Source organism: Aeromonas sp. s4 (genome assembly GCF_040907855.1).
GTDB lineage: Bacteria > Pseudomonadota > Gammaproteobacteria > Enterobacterales > Aeromonadaceae > Aeromonas > Aeromonas caviae.
Map to the genome: position 1 here is coordinate 192,527 of NZ_JBFOCP010000030.1, position 18,552 is coordinate 211,078.

At 64.3% G+C, this 18,552-nt stretch carries 19 protein-coding genes; 14 read left to right on the plus strand and 5 right to left on the minus strand.

Annotated elements, in window-relative coordinates; translation table 11 throughout:
* The first annotated feature begins 68 nt into the window (after positions 1-68).
* The 3 genes from AB5Y89_RS09635 (at position 69) to AB5Y89_RS09645 (ending at position 2,793) form a co-directional block, all read left to right on the plus strand.
* Positions 69-590 (plus strand): MltR family transcriptional regulator, encoded by a 522-nt coding sequence (locus AB5Y89_RS09635; protein WP_010672759.1) that lies wholly within the window; start codon positions 69-71, stop codon positions 588-590.
* Between the two features lie 94 nt (positions 591-684).
* A complete protein-coding gene (locus AB5Y89_RS09640; RefSeq protein ID WP_139737611.1) occupies positions 685-2,475 on the plus strand; it encodes a sodium:proton antiporter in 1,791 nt (596 codons plus the stop codon).
* A gap of 69 nt (positions 2,476-2,544) precedes the next feature.
* Positions 2,545-2,793, plus strand: coding sequence for a hypothetical protein (locus tag AB5Y89_RS09645; RefSeq protein WP_010672757.1), 249 nt, complete (start codon positions 2,545-2,547; stop codon positions 2,791-2,793).
* A 36-nt stretch (positions 2,794-2,829) separates the two neighbouring features.
* On the opposite strand, the gene AB5Y89_RS09650 is transcribed toward AB5Y89_RS09645, so the two are convergent.
* Complete coding sequence (locus tag AB5Y89_RS09650) at positions 2,830-3,348, minus strand: mechanosensitive ion channel domain-containing protein (protein WP_368223632.1); 519 nt, start codon at positions 3,346-3,348, stop codon at positions 2,830-2,832.
* A 9-nt stretch (positions 3,349-3,357) separates the two neighbouring features.
* Complete coding sequence (zntB, locus tag AB5Y89_RS09655) at positions 3,358-4,323, minus strand: zinc transporter ZntB (protein ID WP_174213885.1); 966 nt, start codon at positions 4,321-4,323, stop codon at positions 3,358-3,360.
* A 131-nt stretch (positions 4,324-4,454) separates the two neighbouring features.
* Here zntB and AB5Y89_RS09660 point away from each other — a divergent pair, with 131 nt between their 5' ends.
* The 3 genes from AB5Y89_RS09660 to AB5Y89_RS09670 all read left to right on the plus strand — a co-directional run bounded on the left by AB5Y89_RS09660 (position 4,455) and on the right by AB5Y89_RS09670 (position 5,904).
* Positions 4,455-4,907 (plus strand): YaiI/YqxD family protein, encoded by a 453-nt coding sequence (locus tag AB5Y89_RS09660; RefSeq protein WP_103243801.1) that lies wholly within the window; start codon positions 4,455-4,457, stop codon positions 4,905-4,907.
* Between the two features lie 121 nt (positions 4,908-5,028).
* The gene (locus AB5Y89_RS09665) at positions 5,029-5,298 is read left to right on the plus strand and encodes a PepSY domain-containing protein (protein ID WP_010672753.1); all 270 of its coding nucleotides are present in this window, start codon (positions 5,029-5,031) and stop codon (positions 5,296-5,298) included.
* A gap of 48 nt (positions 5,299-5,346) precedes the next feature.
* On the plus strand, positions 5,347-5,904 hold the full coding sequence (locus AB5Y89_RS09670; protein ID WP_041214375.1) for a cytochrome b/b6 domain-containing protein: 558 nt from the start codon (positions 5,347-5,349) through the stop codon (positions 5,902-5,904).
* 106 nt (positions 5,905-6,010) lie between these two features.
* On the opposite strand, the gene AB5Y89_RS09675 is transcribed toward AB5Y89_RS09670, so the two are convergent.
* Positions 6,011-7,216: a NupC/NupG family nucleoside CNT transporter gene (locus tag AB5Y89_RS09675; RefSeq protein WP_041214374.1), complete on the minus strand. Its 1,206-nt coding sequence runs from the start codon at positions 7,214-7,216 to the stop codon at positions 6,011-6,013.
* A gap of 527 nt (positions 7,217-7,743) precedes the next feature.
* Here AB5Y89_RS09675 and dbpA point away from each other — a divergent pair.
* The gene (gene dbpA, locus AB5Y89_RS09680) at positions 7,744-9,123 is read left to right on the plus strand and encodes an ATP-dependent RNA helicase DbpA (RefSeq protein WP_223919326.1); all 1,380 of its coding nucleotides are present in this window, start codon (positions 7,744-7,746) and stop codon (positions 9,121-9,123) included.
* An 86-nt stretch (positions 9,124-9,209) separates the two neighbouring features.
* Positions 9,210-9,500: a YkgJ family cysteine cluster protein gene (locus tag AB5Y89_RS09685; protein ID WP_039039772.1), complete on the plus strand. Its 291-nt coding sequence runs from the start codon at positions 9,210-9,212 to the stop codon at positions 9,498-9,500.
* A 9-nt stretch (positions 9,501-9,509) separates the two neighbouring features.
* On the opposite strand, the gene AB5Y89_RS09690 is transcribed toward AB5Y89_RS09685, so the two are convergent.
* The gene (locus AB5Y89_RS09690) at positions 9,510-9,932 is read right to left on the minus strand and encodes a hypothetical protein (RefSeq protein WP_039039773.1); all 423 of its coding nucleotides are present in this window, start codon (positions 9,930-9,932) and stop codon (positions 9,510-9,512) included.
* Positions 9,933-10,187: 255 nt separating this feature from the next.
* Here AB5Y89_RS09690 and AB5Y89_RS09695 point away from each other — a divergent pair, with 255 nt between their 5' ends.
* On the plus strand, positions 10,188-11,582 hold the full coding sequence (locus tag AB5Y89_RS09695; RefSeq protein ID WP_045523081.1) for a PepSY domain-containing protein: 1,395 nt from the start codon (positions 10,188-10,190) through the stop codon (positions 11,580-11,582).
* 206 nt (positions 11,583-11,788) lie between these two features.
* Here AB5Y89_RS09695 and AB5Y89_RS09700 read toward each other — a convergent pair whose 3' ends face one another.
* A complete protein-coding gene (locus AB5Y89_RS09700; protein ID WP_029313608.1) occupies positions 11,789-12,694 on the minus strand; it encodes a 1,4-dihydroxy-2-naphthoate polyprenyltransferase in 906 nt (301 codons plus the stop codon).
* A gap of 210 nt (positions 12,695-12,904) precedes the next feature.
* Between AB5Y89_RS09700 and AB5Y89_RS09705 the strand changes: the two genes are divergently transcribed.
* The 5 genes from AB5Y89_RS09705 to menC are packed head-to-tail and all read left to right on the plus strand — an operon-like array spanning position 12,905 to position 18,551.
* Positions 12,905-14,236, plus strand: coding sequence for an isochorismate synthase MenF (locus AB5Y89_RS09705; RefSeq protein WP_368223635.1), 1,332 nt, complete (start codon positions 12,905-12,907; stop codon positions 14,234-14,236).
* A gap of 33 nt (positions 14,237-14,269) precedes the next feature.
* A complete protein-coding gene (gene menD / locus AB5Y89_RS09710; protein WP_368223637.1) occupies positions 14,270-16,015 on the plus strand; it encodes a 2-succinyl-5-enolpyruvyl-6-hydroxy-3-cyclohexene-1-carboxylic-acid synthase in 1,746 nt (581 codons plus the stop codon).
* A complete protein-coding gene (gene menH, locus AB5Y89_RS09715; RefSeq protein WP_368223639.1) occupies positions 16,005-16,769 on the plus strand; it encodes a 2-succinyl-6-hydroxy-2,4-cyclohexadiene-1-carboxylate synthase in 765 nt (254 codons plus the stop codon). Before menD ends, menH begins: the two co-directional genes overlap by 11 nt.
* A gap of 4 nt (positions 16,770-16,773) precedes the next feature.
* On the plus strand, positions 16,774-17,622 hold the full coding sequence (menB, locus tag AB5Y89_RS09720) for a 1,4-dihydroxy-2-naphthoyl-CoA synthase (protein ID WP_010672740.1): 849 nt from the start codon (positions 16,774-16,776) through the stop codon (positions 17,620-17,622).
* Positions 17,622-18,551, plus strand: a complete 930-nt coding sequence (menC, locus tag AB5Y89_RS09725) for an o-succinylbenzoate synthase (RefSeq protein WP_041212276.1) — start codon at positions 17,622-17,624, stop codon at positions 18,549-18,551. The genes menB and menC overlap by 1 nt, the downstream gene beginning before the upstream one ends.
* Position 18,552 lies beyond the last annotated feature (1 nt).

Consider the following 18,552-nt stretch of genomic DNA (forward strand, 5'->3'; position numbering starts at 1 on the left):
ACGGACCCCATACGATACAAACCGGGGGAGGGCCTGCTCTCCCCCTGTCAGCCGGACCCGAAGCACTTATGACCACACACCAGGAAGATGAAGTACTGGAGCGACTGAACGAGCAGGATGGCCCCCGCGGCTTCTTTCTCGAGGTCGTGACCATCCTGGAAGAGGCGGTCGACTCCCTGATGCGGCGAGCCTTTCGTCAGGAGGAGTATGCCGTCAAATACGCCATCGAACCCCTGCTCAACCAGAGCGGCCCTCTCGGCCAGCTGGAGGTGCGCCTCAAGCTCATCTTCGCCCTCGGCCTCATCTCCCTCGAGCGCTATCAGGATCTCGAGGCATACCTGAAGATCCGCGACTTTCTGGTACGCGACCCCAAGGATTACCGCTTCAGCGACAAGCCGGTCCGCGATCTGCTCGAGCGCCTGAATGCCATCCAGCAGGGCAGCATGATGCCGCAGGATCCCCCGGCCAACGAGGAGGACTGGCCCCTCTACCAGATGCAGCTCAACCGGCTCGATCAGATGGTGCGCTCCGCCCTGGTGCTGGCGGTGACCGATTGCGTCACCGAACTCCACAAAGAGAGCCCCATCTGATCTGAGCGGCTCTCCCCTGCACGCCTGGCGGGTGTCATCTTGCCCCCCTTCCCCGCTACACTAGGTCCAACCCCATCACCTGTACGAGGTTGGCATGATTGCTCTCTCCCTCGCCGGAATAGCCCTCATCTCCCTGCTCGCCCAATGGCTTGCCTGGTCCGTGCGCGTTCCCGCCATTTTGTTCCTGCTGCTGAGCGGCCTCTTGCTCGGCCCGGTGACCGGTCTGCTCGATCCCGATCAGTTGCTGGGGGATCTGCTGTTTCCCCTGGTCTCCCTCTCGGTCGCCATCATCCTGTTTGAAGGGGCGCTGACCCTGCACCTGACCGAACTCAAGGGGATCGGCAAGGTGGTACGCAACCTCTGCTCCACCGGCATGGTGACCAGCTTTGCCGTCATCGGCGCCGCCAGCTACTTCCTGCTTGGGCTGGACTGGCGGGTCGCCATGGTGCTCGGCGCCGTGCTGGTGGTGACCGGCCCCACGGTGATCGCCCCCATGCTCAACGTGATCCGCCCGGTCCGGGAGGTGGACAAGATCCTGCGCTGGGAGGGGATCGTCATCGACCCCATCGGCGCCCTGTTCGCGGTACTGGTGTTCGAGGCGGTGCGCCTCGGCAGCCAGGGGGATCTGGTCGGTCATACCCTGCTGGCCCTGGCCAAGACGGTGGGAGTGGGGTCGCTCATCGGGGTCGGTGCCGGCTGGCTCACCACCCTGCTCATCCGCAAGGACTGGCTGCCGGTCAGCCTGCACAAGTTCGGGGTACTGGCGCTGGTGCTGGTGACCTTCACCCTGTCTGACTGGCTCAGTCACGAATCCGGCCTGCTGGCGGTGACCGTGTTCGGCATCTGGCTCGCCAACCAGGAGGGGCTGGATCTGGAGGAGGTGCTGGCCTTCAAGGAGGATCTCGCCGTCATTCTCATCTCCTCCCTCTTCATCCTGCTGGCGGCCCGCCTCGATCTGGCCCAGCTCTGGCAGCTCGGCCCCATGGTGCTGGCCCTGCTGTGCGTGGTGCAGTTCGTGGCCCGTCCGCTCTGCATCCTGGTCTCGACCCGGGGGTCGGACCTGCCCTGGCGCGCCCGCGCCCTGCTCGCCTGGATAGCCCCCCGGGGCATAGTGGCGGCGGCGGTCAGCGCCTCCTTCGCCATCAGCATGCACGAGGCCGGCATTGAGGATGCCGACAAGCTGGTGCCCCTGGTGTTTGCGGTCATCATCTTCACCGTGGTGCTGCAGAGCCTGACGGCCACGCCATTGGCCAGATTGCTCGACATGCGCCAGAGCGCCCCCAATGTCTGGCTGCTCATCGGCGCCAACTCGGTGGCCCGGGCCATCGGCAAGGCGCTGGCGGATCAGGGGATCCCGGTGCAGCTCTCCGATCCTGCCTGGGAGCACTGCAAGCTGGCCCGCATGAGCGGCCTGCCCTGCTACTTCGGCAACCCCCAGTCGGAGCACGCCGAGCGGCACCTGCCCCTCACCAGCATCAGCACCGTGCTGGCGCTCTCTCCCAGCCGCCACAACAACGCCCTTGGAGTGCTGCACTTCGCCCACCTCTACGGGGAGGAGAAGGTCCACTCCCTGCGTTCCAGCGAACAGCACGGCAAGGCCAACCGGGAGAGCGCCACCTTCCGTGCCCGCCAGAACCTGTTCGGTGCCGACATCAACTTCGCCAGGCTGAGCGGCCTGCTGAGCCGGGGCGGGCAGATCAAGGCGACCCGCCTGAGCGACACCTTCGACTGGGACCAGTATCAGGAGGCCAATCCCGGCGCCATTCCTCTGTTCGTGCTGGATGCCAAGGCCAGACCCAGGGTGGTCACCGGCCCTGTCACGCCGCTGTCCGGGGAGCTGCTGATCGCCCTGCAACCACCCCGGGAGGGGGCGACGGCGCCCTGATCCGATGACGGCGCCACCGGGAAGGAGAACTAGACTTGAGGGTGGCGCCATGAGTCATAGGAGGATGTCATGACAGTCAGTGAATTGCGCGCGCTTCACCAGCAGCACAGGTTCAAGGAGGCGGAGATCATGCACGACATCGTCTCCCCCGGCTGGATCGTGGAGTTCAGGGGGCAAGACGGCCACCTCTACGTGATGACGGACACCCTGGGGTGCCCCATGAGCTTCTCGTCCACCGAGGAGGCACGGGACCACATCCACCTGGTGGCCGACTGCCCCGTCCAGGTCGAGCACCTCTACCGCTTCTTCGAACGCTGAGCACCCATCGAAAAAGGCTCCCGAGGGAGCCTTTTCTCATTCCGGCTGCGTGGACTCAGCCTCCTTTCCCTCCAGCCTCCTCACCGGCTTTTGCAGAATAAGGTTCGCCGGATAGGTGACCAGATCGCCGTTGTCATCCCGCACCCGCACGTAGAAGAGGCCGATCTCGGTGATGATGCCGGTGACGGAGTCATCCTTGTCGAGGATGCGGATGCGATCGCCAATCTTGTAGGGGAAGGCGAAGAAGATGGTGATGCTGGCGGTGATGTTGGAGAGGATCGACCACTGGGCCACCATGGCGACCCCCAGTACCGCGAAGAAGGAGGAGGCGAGCACCACCAGCCGGGAGAAGTCGAGCCCCCAGACCCCGGCCAGGATCAGCAGGGTGGCGCAGCCCAGCAGGAAGTGGAATACGTGCTCCACGTAGAGTACCCGGTTCTCGCTCACCTGCCGGCTCTGGCCAAGGGCCATCAGGCTCTTGTGAATGAGGCCGCGCACCAGGGTGTGCCCCAGCAACAGCAGCAGGCTCACGCCAAAAGATTCCCATGTCGTCATGTTCACTCCTTACCACCAGCGCCTGTGCTTGAGCCAGACCGCCAGTCCGGTCGCCAGCACCAGCAGGAAGCCACAGAACACCCAGAAGGCGGTCGGACTCTCGGCCCCGGGGATCCCCCCCAGGTTGATGCCGAACAGGCCGGTCAGGAAGCTGGCGGGCAGGAACAGCAGCGCCATCACCGACATCTGGTAGGCACGGCGGTTGGTCGCCTCCGCCATCAGGTTGTTGATCTCGTCCGCCAGCACGGCGGTGCGCGCCACCCCGGCATCCAGATCGTCGAGCCAGCGCCGCAAGCGGTCGGCGATGTCGAGCAGGCGTCGCCTGTCATCTTCGTCCAGCCAGCTGATCTTCTCGTTGGCCAGGCGCGCCACCAGATCCCGCTGGGGGGAGAGGTAGCGACGGATCATGATGAGCTGCTTGCGGATGCGCGCAAGCCGACCGTTGGCGGGCAGGTCGCGCATCAGCACCATCTCCTCCAGATCCAGGATCTGGTCGTGCAGCTCCTCGACGAACTCCCCGGCCCGGTCGGTCAGGGCGTCGCATATCTCCACCAGCCAGTCGGCGGGTGTGTCGGCACCGCCCCCCAGCGACAGCTGCTCGAACACATCTTTCTCGGAGAGCAGCGGACGACGTCGGCTGCTGATGATGAGATCCGGCGTGATGAAGATCCGCAGGGCCACCATCTCTTCAGGCCTGTGATCCTTGTTGTGGTTGATGCCGCGCAGGATCAGCAGCACCGTCTCCCCCATCCGCACCAGCTTGGGACGATTGCTCTGGCCGAGCAGGGCCTCCCGGGCCGCCTCCCCCAGCAGCGGCGTCTGCAGCAGCCAGCGCGCCGACTCCGGGTTGCCATAGTCCAGATGCAGCCAGCCGGGCTGGGCACAGGGGATCTCGCTACCTTCGGCCAGCGGGGTCATGCCCCCCTTGCCGTCCAGGGTCAGGCCATAAATCACGTCACCGGGCACCCGATCCATCTCGTCTCCTTCTCGTTTCATGTGCAGGCCCCAGCTTACACCAAAGGCGGGGACGACTCAGCCCCGGGGCAGCCGCCCCGCACCAGCCATGCTAAGATGCGCCACCCGTTCCAGACACAGGAAGCCATGCCATGCCCATCTGGGTTGATGCCGATGCCTGCCCCATCCCGGTCAAGGACATCCTCTACCGCGCCGCTCACCGCGCCCAGGTGGTGACCACGCTAGTGGCCAACCAGGGGCTCAGAGTCCCCCCCTCCCCCTTCATCAAGACCCAGCAGGTGGAGAAGGGCTTCGATGTGGCAGATCATGTCATCGCCCAGCAGGTCAAGCCCGGCGACCTGGTGATCACCGGCGACATTCCCCTCGCCTCCTGGGTCATCGACGCCGGGGGCGAGGCGCTCAATCCCCGGGGCGAGATCTACACCCGGGAAACCATCCAGGCACGGCTCGGGATGCGCAACTTCATGGAGGAGCTGCGCTCTGCCGGCGTCCAGACCGGTGGCCCTGCGCCCTTCAACGCCGCCGACAAGCAGCGCTTCGCCAATGCGCTGGACAAGTGGCTGGTCAGGGGCAAGCTGAGCTGATCACCCTCTCCCCGGCCCCCTGCCGGGGAGAGCCATTCATTTCCCTTTTCCCTTAATTCTTCCTTAATGCTCCTTGATTAGCCTTGCGACTGTTGACCCAACCACCCGCAAGGAGCAAGCAATGAAACTGACCCCCCTGTTGTTACTGATCCCCCTGTTGAGCGGCGCAGCCCTGGCCGACCCCCAATGCACCCAGGCCGACAAGAGCAAGTGGATGAGCGAAGCCGACGCCCAGCAGCAGATCAAGGCGATGGGCTACGACATCAAGAAGTTCAAGGCCACCAAGACCGGCTGCTACGAGATCTACGGCTGGGACAAGGAGAAGCGCAAGGTCGAGATCTACTTCGACCCGACCGACCTGAAAAAGGTGAAAGAAGAGATCGACGAGTAACGCCGCCCAGGGCCGGTCTTCCCCCGGCCCCCACCATGGAGCCTTGCCATGACACCTGCCTCTGAAGTGAAAGTCTGGGATCCCCTCATCCGGGTGTTTCACTGGGCGACCGTCACCCTCTGCCTGCTCAACTTCTTCGTGCTGGAAGAGGGCAGCAAACCCCACAGATATGCTGGCTACGCGGTGGGCATCCTGCTCATCATCCGCCTGCTGTGGGGACTGGTCGGCCCCTATTACGCCCGCTTCGGCCAGTGGTGGCCAACCCCTGCCCGGGTCCGCTACTACCTGCGCCAGCTCGCCCAGGGGCGCCACCCCTACTACCTCGGCCACAATCCGGTCGGCTCCCTGATGATCTGGCTGCTGCTGCTGTCCCTGGTCGGGACCGTCGTCACCGGCTGGCTCACCACCTGGGATGCCTTCTGGGGCGAGGAGTGGCTGGAGGAGCTGCACGGCATCATCGCCAACACCCTGATGGCCGCCGTTGGCGTCCATGCGGCAGTGGTACTCCTGACCGATCGCCTCACCCGCAGCGATTTGGTCCGCGCCATGGTGCTGGGCAAAAAGCGGGTCCCCGCCAACATCAAGGTGGAAGACCCCCGCGCTTGATGGCCGGGCTGCCGACCAGTCCCCTCCTCTGTTCACCCGCTCATCTGCCCAAAAAAAGACCCCCTGCCAAGGCAGGGGGTCGTCATGAGCAGCGCGGGGGGAGGACCTAGATCATCACACCGGCGATAACGGCGGAGAGCAGGCTCACCAGGGTGGAGCCATAGACCAGCTTCAAACCGAAGCGGGAAACCATGTTGCCCTTCTCTTCGTTGAGCGCCTTCACCGCACCGGCAATGATGCCGATGGAGCTGAAGTTGGCGAACGACACCATGAAGATGGAGAGGATGCCGACGGTGCGCGGGGAGAGCTCGGCGGCAATCTTGCCCAGATCCATCATGGCCACAAACTCGTTGGTCACCAGCTTGGTCGCCATGATGGAGCCGGCCTGCAGCGCTTCACTGCCCGGGATGCCCAGGATCCAGGCAACGGGATAGAAGATGTAGCCCATGACGTGCTGGAAGTTGACGCCAAACGCCGCCTCGAACAGGTAGTTGATGAGGGCGATCAGGGCGATGAAGCCCACCAGCATGGCACCGACGATCACCGCCACGGTGAAACCGGCCATGATGTACTCCCCCAGCATCTCGAAGAAGTTCTCCTTCTTCGGGGTATGGTGCTCGTCACCCTCGGCCAGCGCCTTGGCATCGGTCACGGTGTTGTCGGGCTCGTAGGGGTTGATGAGGGAGAGCACCACGAAGGTGCTGAACATGTTGAGTACCAGCGCGGCCACCACGTAGCGCGGCTCGATCAGCTGCATGTAGGCACCGACGATGGACATGGAGACGGTGGACATGGCCGTCGCCGCCAGGGTGTACATCTGCTTCTCGTTCAGGTGCGGCAGTATGTTCTTGAGGGCGATGAAGTTCTCGGACTGACCGACGATCATGGAGCTGATGGCGTTGAAGGACTCCAGCTTGCCCATGCCGTTGATCCTGGCCAGCACGGTGCCGATACCACGAATGACGATGGGCAGCAGACGGATGTACTGCAAAATACCGATCAACACGGAGATGAAGACGATGGGCATCAGCACCATCAGGAAGAAGGAGAAGGCCCCTTCGTTGACCAGACCGCCGAACACGAAGTCGGTCCCCTGCTTGGCAAACTCCATCAGCTTGGTGAAGCCGGCGGCAAAGCCACCCACCACCGCCAGACCCACTTCGGAGTTGAGCATGAACCAGGCGAGCGCCAGCTCGACCACCAGCAGCTGGCCGATGTAACGCAGCTTGATCTGTTTCCAGTTGCGGCGGTTTGCCAGCAACGCCAATGCCAGGACCATCACGAGTCCGAGCACGAAATGAACGTATTCCATACCAGTAGCACCCATTGAATTGTTATTTTTGACCGGCGCCATCATAAAGAACTGCATATTTAAAAATCAGAGAATCATCACAATCCGCGGTAAAAATATGCATGCGAAATAATACAAACGTTTTTAAATTAATTGCCAAGACACATGATTATTAATCGTCATTGAGAAAGCTTAAAAATAAATCAAAAACAATAAGTTATGCTCTTTCATTAATTTTATTCCTCATTCGTATATATATTTCATAACGGCTATATCCCATATGGCATCCTCCGATGACTCATCATCACCAGGACATGTTTAATTAAAAACGTTTTCTCGCCATTCATCATGATCTGGCCATGACCACCCTGTTCCATTGTGCTCTTTTTACATACCGCAAGCCCGCCAACGCAGACAGAAGCCTCCATCGGCAACCCATGACGCCAACCGTTCAAATATTCACCGCATCCGGCGGCACATTCTGGTATGATGCGCCCCCTTGCGCACCGCGCACCCCCATTTCTGGTTTTCCGACATAGAGTCCTTTTGTGAACAACAGCGAATTTAGCAGCCTGAACCTCTCCTCCGCCCTGCAGGACAACCTCGCCAGCCTGGGCTATCTGCAGATGACCCCGATCCAGGCCCAGAGCCTGCCTCTGGTGCTCGACGGCAAAGATTTGATCGCCAAGGCGAAAACCGGCAGCGGCAAGACCGCGGCCTTCGGCCTGGGTCTGCTGGCCAAGCTGGACGTCAACCGGCTGGCCGTGCAGGCGCTGGTGCTCTGTCCGACCCGCGAGCTGGCAGATCAGGTGGCCACCGAGATCCGCCGTCTCGCCCGCACCCTGCCCAACGTCAAGCTGGTGACCCTGTGCGGCGGCACCCCGACCGCACCGCAATCCGCCACCCTGGGCTTTGGCGCCCACATCGCCGTCGGCACCCCGGGCCGGATCCTCAAGCACCTGGAGCAGGGGACCCTTGAGCTCGACGACCTCAAAACGCTGGTGCTGGACGAAGCGGATCGCATGCTGGACATGGGCTTTGGTGAAGACATCAACCGCGTCATCAGCCACGCCCCGCAGGACCGGCAAACCCTGCTCTTCTCCGCCACCTATCCGGAAGGGATCGCCCAGATGAGCCGCGGCGTGCAGCGCAACCCGGTGGAGGTGAGCGTGGAGTCCCTGCATGAAGAGAGCGCCATCGAACAGAAGCTGTATGAAGTGCCGGCCGGCCAGCGCCTCGATGCCCTCACCTGGCTGCTCAGCCACTACCAGCCGGGCTCCTGCGTGGTGTTCTGCAACACCAAGCGCGCCTGCAACGACGTGGCCGATCACCTGGCCGCCAAGGGCTTCTCGGCGCTGGCGCTGAACGGCGATCTGGAGCAGCGTGAGCGGGATCAGGTGCTGGTGCGCTTCGCCAACGGCAGCGCCACCATACTGGTCGCCACCGACGTGGCGGCCCGCGGTCTCGACATCAAGGAGCTGGGGGCCGTCATCAACTACGAGCTCACCTACGACCCCGAGGTGCACGTGCACCGCATCGGTCGTACCGGCCGCGCCGGCCAGCAGGGCCTGGCCCTGAGCCTCTACCAGCCGAACGAGGCCCAGCGCGTCAACTTCATCGAGGAGTACCAGCAGGCCCCCATTCCCCAGGGCGACCTGGCCGGGATCGGCCGCGACATCAAGCCGATCGCGCCGCAGATGGTGACCCTCTCCATCGATGCGGGCCGCAAGAGCAAGGTGCGTGCCGGTGACATCCTCGGCGCCCTGACCGGCGAAGGCGGCATTGCCGGGGCCGATGTGGGCAAGATCCAGATTTCCGAGCAGTACTCCTACGTGGCGGTGAAGCGCCAGGTGGCGAGCGCCGCCCTCAAGCGGTTGCAGGAAGGCAAGATCAAGGGGCGCAGCTACCGTGCCCGCAAACTGGGCTAAGGTATTTCATACGCCCCAGCCAGACCACAGGCGCCTGACAGGCGCCTGTTTCATATCATTCGCCGCCATGCGGCAAGACAGGTGACATGACCCAAGCAATCCAGAGCGATGTGAGCTGCCAGAACTGCGAAGCCTGCTGCTGCCGCCTCGAGGTGATGCTCTTCACCGACACCGGCGTGCCGGACCGCTATATCGAGGAACGGGAAGGAGAAGTGCCCGTGATGCACAGACTGGAAGATGGCTGGTGCGCCGCCCTCGACCGCAACACCATGATGTGTCGCATCTACGAGGTGCGGCCGCTTATCTGCCGTGAATTCGAGATGGGGGAGCCCGACTGCCTCGACGAGCGGGACAAGTGGTTCATCAGGCTGGAATGAACGGGAAGTTCAACCCGTGCTGACGTGGATCTCCTTGCCTTGCAGCCCCTCGAGGCGCTGTGTCAGCCAGTGGATGGCCTGTGCTTCCTCCTCGAAATAGCGCACCTCCTGAAAGGGAAGCTCGCTGAAGACGTGATCCGCCAGATAACGTTTGAAATCCCCGATCATGACCACCGCCAGAAAGGCGCAGCCATGAGTGGCGCACCAGTTGAACTGGCGACGAAAACGGGCCAGCACCTCGGGGCCGGCGGCCTCGAACTCGGTCGCGACCTCGACGATGCCCCAGGGGGCTCCCTGCAAACGGCTTATCTGCTGGCTGAACTTGCCCTCATAGGCCATGGCGCCTGCCAGGTTGAAAGGGCCGCTCGGCCGACAGATCAGCAGTTGCCCTTGTCGCTGCATCTCAAAATGGCCGTGTGCTTGCACGTTCACCTCCTGCCTTGAGTCCTTCGCTGCGGCTGATATGCCCTGTGTTGCCACAAAGTAAGAATTTATCCCCGAAAAGTCCATGAAGCTCCCCGCATTGTGAACGGAAAGCTCCATTCAACCCCCGTTTTTACCCCGGTGGCGGAATGTACATTTCTTCGACATGTTCTGTTGCAGTTAACAAAACGTTGCTGCTATTATCCGCGCCACTCAAAACATTCCACCTACTGAAACCTTTTGGCGTTCACCCAGGGAACAACGATGAAGCAACAAGACGCAAGTTATTACCAACGGATCTGGCGCTGGCATTTCTATGCTGGTCTCTTCGTCGCCCCCTTCCTGATCCTGCTCTCCCTCACCGGCATCGTCTACCTGTTCAAGCCGCAGCTGGACAACCTGCTCTACCCCCAGCTGATGAAGGTGACGCCCGCCACCCAGACCCTGAGTGCCGACCAGCTGCTGGCCAAGGCAACCATCGCCATGCCGGACGCCAGCCTGCGCAAATACCTGCCCCCGGTGGCAGCGGACGCGAGCGCCCAGATAGTCGTGATGCGTGAAGGGCAGGAGCTGACCCTCTTCATGGATCCCGCGAACGGCGCCCTGCTCGGTACCATGGACAACAAGTGGAACCTGCAGGCGGTGGCGCGCGCTCTCCATGCGGAGCTGATGCTTGGCACCACGGGTGATCGCCTGATCGAGCTGGCCGCAGGCTGGGGAATCGTGCTCCTCGTCAGCGGACTCTATCTCTGGTGGCCCCGCAAGGGACCGGGTGTGGGAGGCATCCTCTGGCCGAGAATGCACCAGCGCGGCCGTCTCTGGTGGCGTGATCTGCACGCCGTGGTCGGCTTCTGGGGCGCAGGTTTCCTGCTGCTGCTGCTGCTGACGGGCATGACCTGGACCGGTTTCTGGGGCGGCCAGTTCGCCGACGTCTGGAACCGCTTCCCTGCGGCCATGTGGAACGAGGTGCCCAAGTCGGCCCCCCTCACCCGCAGCCTCAACCAGGCTCACGAACAGACCGTCTCCTGGGGGGCCGAGACCCTGCCCATGCCGAGCTCCCAACCCACGGCAGAGAGCCATGATCACAGCGCCATGACCCATGGCGGCGGACACGAGGGCATGGTCATGGCCAGCCATCGCATTCCGCTGCAACAGGTGGTCGACATCGCCAGCGAGCGTGGGGTCAGCCCGGGTTACAGCATCACCCCCCCGGTCGGTGAAACCGGCGTCTATACCATCGCCATCTTTGCCGATGATCCCCGCAACGACGCCACCCTGCACATCGACCAATACAGCGGCAAGGTGCTGGTCGACGTGCGCTGGCAGGATTACGGCCCGGTCGCCAAGACGGTGGAAACCGGCGTCATGCTGCACATGGGCAAGCTCTACGGCTGGCCGCACCAGCTCGTCATGCTGCTCATCTGCCTGATGATTCTGGCAAGCTCGGTGAGCGGGCTCTGGATCTGGTGGAGCCGCCGTCCCAGTGGTCGCCTCGCCGCCCCGCCCCTGCCCGCCAAGCTGCCTCCCATGGGCGGTGCCATCGCGGTGCTGGTCGTGCTCGGGATCTGCTTCCCGCTGGTGGGGGCCTCCATGGTTGCCATCTGGCTGCTGGACAGTCTCTTCTTCTCTCGCCGCACGGCCGTGGCCCAGGCAAGCTGACCCGTCAGGGGCAAGCCCGCCTCATGCACACGAGGGCTCCCTGTCGGGGGCCCTCGTCGTCTGCATCACCTGGCATCATCCTTCGCCTGGCGGCATGCTCCTCCCCTGGCGCTCATCACATCGGTCTGATGAAACAACAACGCGTCGACACATCAACAAAAAGGGCTCCCGTTCGGGAGCCCTTTTCATTGCCAAACGCGTCGGCCTCAGGTGAGCGCCAGCCCGGCGGAGAGCAGCAGGCTGAACAGAAATGCGCTGATGGCGGTCTTCTTGAGGGCGCCGGTCAGCACCTCGCCATCGAAACTCTCTCGCAGGGTGCGGGCTGCATCGGTGAGGGGCTTCATGGCGGGCAGGAAGATCCAGGGCCAGAGGCTCGCAGGCTGAGTCAGCAGGAAGGCGATGGTCGCCAGCAGCGCCGCCCCCAGCAAGACCCAGTGATAGGCGATGGCCCGGTTGCGGCCAAGGCGCACCGCCAGGGTGATCTTGCCGCTGGCGGCATCGGTCTCGATGTCCCGCACGTTGTTGATGTTGAGCACGGCAGTCGCCAGCAGGCCGCAGGCGGTGGCGGGCAGCAACAGGTCCCACTCCAGGCTATGGGTGAAGAGGTAGTAGGAGCCGAGCACCCCCAGCAGGCCGAAGAACAGGAACACCGAGATGTCCCCGAAGCCGCGATAGCCGTAGGGGCTCTTGCCCACCGTGTAGGTGATGGCCGCGACGATGGCCGCTCCCCCCAGCAGGATGAACGTCAGGATCTGCTGCCACGCCTCCCCGAAGGCGCAGACCAGCAGGGAGAGGCCGCTCACCACGGCCGCCAGGGCGGTCAGCCCCATGGCCACACACATCTGGTGCCGGGTGATGAGGCCGGAAACCACGGCGCGCTGGGGACCGATCCGCTCCCCGTTGTCGGCACCGGAGACCGCATCGCCATAGTCGTTGGCCAGATTGGAGAGAATTTGCAGCAGGATGGCGGTCAGCAGGGAGAGCCCCATGATGGTGCCGTCGAACGCTCCCCGGCTGGCTGCCAGCCCCGAGCCCAGCAAGATGGAGGAGCACGCCAGGGGCAGTGTTCGCAAACGCGCCGCCAGCAACCAAACAGAGAAGGTATTTGTCATATTGTGATGGCCAAACAATCAGATATTGATCGTGTTAAGGGTTATCGAACCGGATTTAGGTATACTTGGCTGCGCGGGGGCGTCGGCTCCCCCGGGCAATTTACATGGACGAATGGGCAGATAATATATAGGAAATCGTCGCCCTTTGGCATCAACCTGCGCCATCCTCCCCCGGAGCGATCGCGATTATCCGGCTCAGACTAGACATCCATGTTGGCTCAGACCCACCTCAAGCAACAACTGGACGCCCTGCGTCACAGCACTGTCAGCGGTTTCGTGCGACTGCGCGTGGCCGCTCACGTCGACGTCTTTCCCGGCTGGTTGGCGGCCCAGACGCTCTACCCCCGCATCTATTGGCACGCCAGAGGGCAACAGAGCCCCGAGTACGTGGCGCTTGGCGCCATTCACGAGCTGACCCGGCCGGAGGATATCCAGCGGGTCTGCGACCTTGCCGGCACGGCCAGTGAAGACAGCCCTCGCTACTACGGCGGTCTGGCGTTCGACCCGGATCTGCCCGGCTGGCAGGGTTTTGGCCCCTGCCGCTTCGTGCTGCCCCGCATCGAACTGGTACGCCGGGGGGAGTGCACCAGCCTCTGCCTCAATCTCTGGCTGCCTGCCCGGGAAGAGGGTCACGCATTCGAAGCCGAACTCTGCGCCGCCGAGGCGGCGCTCGATGCCCTGCAACCCGAGGCCCCTCTGCCCGCCCTGCAAAAGCGGCCATGGCAGCGCCAGGACCTGCCGGGCCCTGCCCAGTGGCAGACCCTGGTGGAGCAGGTCACGGCCCCCGACTTCCAGGCCCGCACCCCCAAGGTGGTGCTGTCGCGGGAGAGCCTGCTCCAGAGCGAGGCGCACGATGCGCCACTCTGCCCCTGGTCCCTGCTGACACAGTGGGCTCGCCACGCCCAGGAGTGCTTCCACTTCGGCTTCCAGTTCTCCCCCGAGCAGAGCTTCATCTCCTGCTCCCCCGAGCGCCTCTACCGCCGGGAGAAGGGCCACCTCTTTACCGAGGCGCTGGCAGGCACCATTCGCCGTTCCGGGGATGAGGCGACCGACGCGGCCCTGGCCGCCGAGCTGCTGGCCGACAGCAAGAACCGGCTGGAGAACCGGCTGGTTCACGCCGACATTCTCAGCCGCCTGGCCCCCCTCACGACCGATGCCACCCTGACCGAGCCGCGCATTCTGAAATTGCGGCTGCTGCAACACCTCAAGTGCGACATCGAGGCCGAGCTCAAACCCGGCGTCTGCGACTGGCAACTGCTGGCTGCCCTGCACCCCACCCCCGCCGTGGGGGGCGCCCCCCGCGAGGCGGCGCTCGCCTTCATCCGTGAATGCGAGCCCCATGATCGCGGCTGGTATGCCGGTGCCTGTGGCATGCTGAGCCGGGAGACCTCGGAGTTCTCCGTCGCCATTCGCAGCGCCCGGCTCAGGGGCCCGCGTATCAGCCTGTTCGCCGGTGCCGGCATAGTGGCGGGATCGGAGCCCGCCGCCGAGTGGGCCGAACTCGACAACAAGATCGCCAACGTGCTCTCCCTGCTGGGATAGCGTTTCTCACCGACTCCTCACTGCGAGAGCTTCATGTCCGCCAGCCACGTGTCCGCGCATCACGCCTTTGCCAGCCATCACGCCACCTTCAACCATGTCTGGTCCTCCCTATTGCTGGAAGAGCTCTTTCGCCTCGGCGTGCGCGACATCGCTCTGGCCTCCGGCTCCCGCTCGGCGCCGCTCACCATGGCCGCCGCAGCCCACCCGGGCTTTCGCCGCCACCTGCACTTCGACGAGCGGGGTCTGGGCTTCATGGCGCTGGGGCTGGCCAAGGGGAGCGGCCGCCCGGTGGCGGTCATCATGACCTCGGGCACTGCGGTGGCCAACCTCTGGCCCGCGGTGGCGGAAGCCCAGCTCACCGGGGTACCGCTCATCATTCTCTCTGCCGACAGGCCACCCGAGCTCATCGACAACGGGGCCAACCAGGCCATTGATCAGCCGGGGATCTTCGGTCGCTACCCCGTCTATCAGCAAAATCTGCCGAGCCCCACTCCCACCATTCCGGCGGCCTTCGTGCTGAGCTCGGTGGATCAGGCCCTGGCCCGACAGGCGCACACCCCGGGGCCGGTGCACTTCAACTGCATGTACCCCGAGCCCCTCTATCCCGGCGATACCTACCTGGACTTTGCCGACTACCTGGCGCCCCTCGGCGACTGGCTGCACTCGGCCAAGCCCTGGAGCCCCTGGCTGGCGGGCGAGCCGGGCTGCCCCGCCCAGCCGGACTGGGAGGAGCTGAAGGGCAAGCGCGGTGTCATCGTCGCCGGGCGCATCCAGGATCCGGTGCAAGGCAAGGCGGTGGCCGAGCTGGCCGACCGCCTCGGCTGGCCCCTGCTGGCGGATCTGCAAAGCCAGATCCGCTTCGATGATCGCAACCTCGTCCACACGGATCTCGCCCTGCAACACAGCGACTTCATGGCCGAGCTGGCCCGCGCCGAGGTAGTGCTGCAATTCGGCGCCCGCCTCATCTCCAAGCGCCTCGGCCAGTTCATCAAACAACACCCCTGGCAGGATTACTGGCTGGTGGACCCGCAGCCGGCACGCCTCGACCCCGACTACCGGCTGCGCCGTCGCCTGGTGTGCGACCCCGCCGCCTTTGCGGCCGCCCATCCAATCCCCCATTCACAGCAGCCCTGGCACCAGTTGGCCGCGCGCCAGCAGGCCATCAGCCAGCAGATCCGCACCGCCTGTGATCGCTTCTCGGAGCTAGGGGTGTGCCACCGCCTGAATCAGCTCATCCAGGGTCAGTTGTTCGTCGGCAACAGCATGCCGGCCCGGCTGATGGACATGCTGGGCGAGGTGGGCAAGGGCCCCAGCCGGGTGATGACCAACCGCGGCGCCTCCGGCATCGATGGCCTTATCGCCACCGCATACGGCTTCGCACAGTCGGTCCCGCCTGACAGTCGCGAGCCCACCACCCTGCTGCTCGGGGATCTCAGCGCCCTGCACGATCTCAACAGCCTGGCGCTGCTCGGCAAGGGGAGCCGCCCCCTGGTGGTGATCCTGCTCAACAACGACGGCGGCAGCATCTTCCGCATGCTGCCTGTACCCACCCAGGACGCCCTGCTGGAGACCTACTACTGCCTGCCCCACGGCCTGCACTTCGAGCACGCCGCCGCCATGTTCGGCCTGCACTACCGGGCCCCCACCACCCTCGACGCATTTGAGCGGGACTATGCCGCAGCCCTGAAAAACGGGGTAACCCTGATTGAAATCAAGGTACCGAGCAGTGAAGTCGCCGAGGATCTCAAGGCACTGGGAGCCGCTATCCGTGGTCTCTGATCCCGCCGTACCACTGGTGCTGCTGCACGGCCTGCTGGGGGACGCCGACGACTGGCGACCTGTCATCCAGGCCCTGCCCGGCGTCCCGTGCCATGCCCTGGATCTGCCGGGCCACGGCCGCAACCGGGCACTGCGGGTGAGCGGCTTTGACGAGGCCCATCGCTGGCTCTGCGACGAGCTGGCCGCACGGGATATCGCCCACTACCGGCTGGTGGGGTATTCGCTGGGGGGGCGGCTCGCGCTTCATCACGCCAGCCACTCCCCGGCGGGGTTGCAGGCCCTGCTGCTGGAGAACTGCCACCCCGGGCTGCCTGCTGGTGAACGTCCGGCCCGCATCGCTCACGATGAAGCCTGGGCCCGGCGTTTCGAGTGCGAGCCCCTGACCCGGGTGCTTGCCGACTGGTACCGCCAGGGCGTCTTCGCCGACCTGGACGACGATGCCCGCACCCACCAGGCCGCACGCCGCCTTGGCAACGACGGCAAGGCCGTGGCCGCCATGCTGAGGGCCACGTCCCTGGGGCGACAGCCGGATCTCGCCCCCTGGCTTCGGGATACCCGGCTGCCGGTGCAGTGGATCTCCGGCAACCGGGATCACAAATTCCATGCCCTCGCTTGCCAGTTGGTAAAGCAAGGCTGCAATATCAAACACTTGGCTCTGGATGGCGGACACAATCTGCACACAAGCCAGCCCGATACCTTTGCCCGGCTCCTGCGGGAGTGGGCTCACCAACCAGAAGAGAAGATCCATGATTGAAGCAATGACGGAAGCCGAGCTCTATGCCCCTGTCGAGTGGCACGACTGCTCCGCCGGTTACGAGGACATCCTCTATCACAAGTCCCCAGAGGGCATTGCCAAGATCACCATCAACCGTCCCCAGGTGCGCAACGCCTTCCGCCCCCGCACCGTGAAAGAGATGCTGCAAGCCCTGGCCGATGCCCGCTACGACGACAAGGTCGGCTCCATCATCCTCACCGGCTTCGGCGAGAAGGCCTTCTGCGCCGGCGGCGACCAGAAGATCCGCGGCGACTACGGTGGCTACAAGGACGATGAAGGCACCCATCACCTCAACGTGCTCGACTTCCAGCGTGACATCCGTACCTGCCCCAAACCCGTGGTGGCCATGGTGGCTGGCTACGCCGTCGGTGGCGGCCACGTGCTGCACATGATGTGCGACCTGACCATCGCCGCCGACAACGCCCAGTTCGGCCAGACCGGCCCCAAGGTGGGCTCCTTCGACGGCGGCTGGGGCGCCTCCTACATGGCCCGCATCGTCGGCCAGAAGAAGGCTCGGGAGATCTGGTTCCTCTGCCGCCTCTACGACGCCAAACAGGCCCTCGACATGGGGCTGGTCAACACCGTCGTGCCCCTGGCCGAGCTGGAGCGTGAAACCGTGCGCTGGTGCCGCGAGATGCTGCAACACAGCCCCATGGCTCTACGCTGCCTGAAGGCGGCCCTCAACGCCGACTGCGACGGCCAGGCCGGTTTGCAGGAGCTGGCAGGCAATGCCACCATGCTGTTCTACATGACCGAAGAGGGTCAGGAAGGGCGCAACGCATTCAACGAGAAACGCCGTCCCGACTTCTCCAAATACAAGCGGAATCCCTGATGACACTCGCCCTCTACCGCTACCAACTGCCCTTTACCCAGCCCCTGGCCTTTCACGGTCAGTTGCAGGTAGCGCGCGAGGGCCTGCTGGTACGCATCGACGATGGCTGGGGGGAGATAGCCCCCCTGCCAGGATTTTCCAAAGAGACCCTGGCCGATGCCCAGGCCGAGGCCCTCGACTGTCTGGCGCAGCTGGCGCGGGGACAGACCCCGACGCCACAGCTGCCCTCGGTGCAGTTCGGGCTCGACTGCGCCCGTCGTAGCTGGCCCGAGCAGGGTGCCCCCCTGCCCGAGCCCTATCCGCTGATCCAGGGCTCCCCCCAGGAGCTGCTCAAGAACTGGAAGCAGTGGCTGCACGAGACCCCCCTCAAGGCCAAGCTGAAGGTAGCCCGCTACCCCATGCGCGACGAGCTGGCGCTGATCCGGCTGCTGCTCGATCGGCGCCCCAACCTCAAACTGGTCCTGGACGCCAACCAGGGCTGGACCCGCGAGGAGGCCTGGGCCTTCTGCGGCCACCTGGATCCGAATCGCATCGAATACCTCGAAGATCTGTGCGCCGACTTCGAGGACATCGCCTTCGTCGCCAGCCGCACCGGCATGCCGGTGGCGCTGGATGAACTGCTGGCCCAGGGCAAGCCCTGGGAGCCCATCCCGCAACTACGCGCCCTGGTGCTCAAGCCGACCCTGCTCGGCGCCCTGGCCAACAGCGAGGCCCTGGTGGCCCGCGCTCGCGAACTGAAGCTCAAGGTGATCGTCTCCTCCTGTTTCGAGTCCGGTCTCGGCCTCGGCCAGCTCGCCCGCCTCGCAGGGGAGTGGGCGCCGGATCAGGCCCCTGGCCTCGATACCCGCCGCTGGCTGGCCAGGGATCTGCTGGACAAGCAGGGGCAACCCGATCCGGGCAGGATGGACCCCCTGTTTCACCGTGACTGAC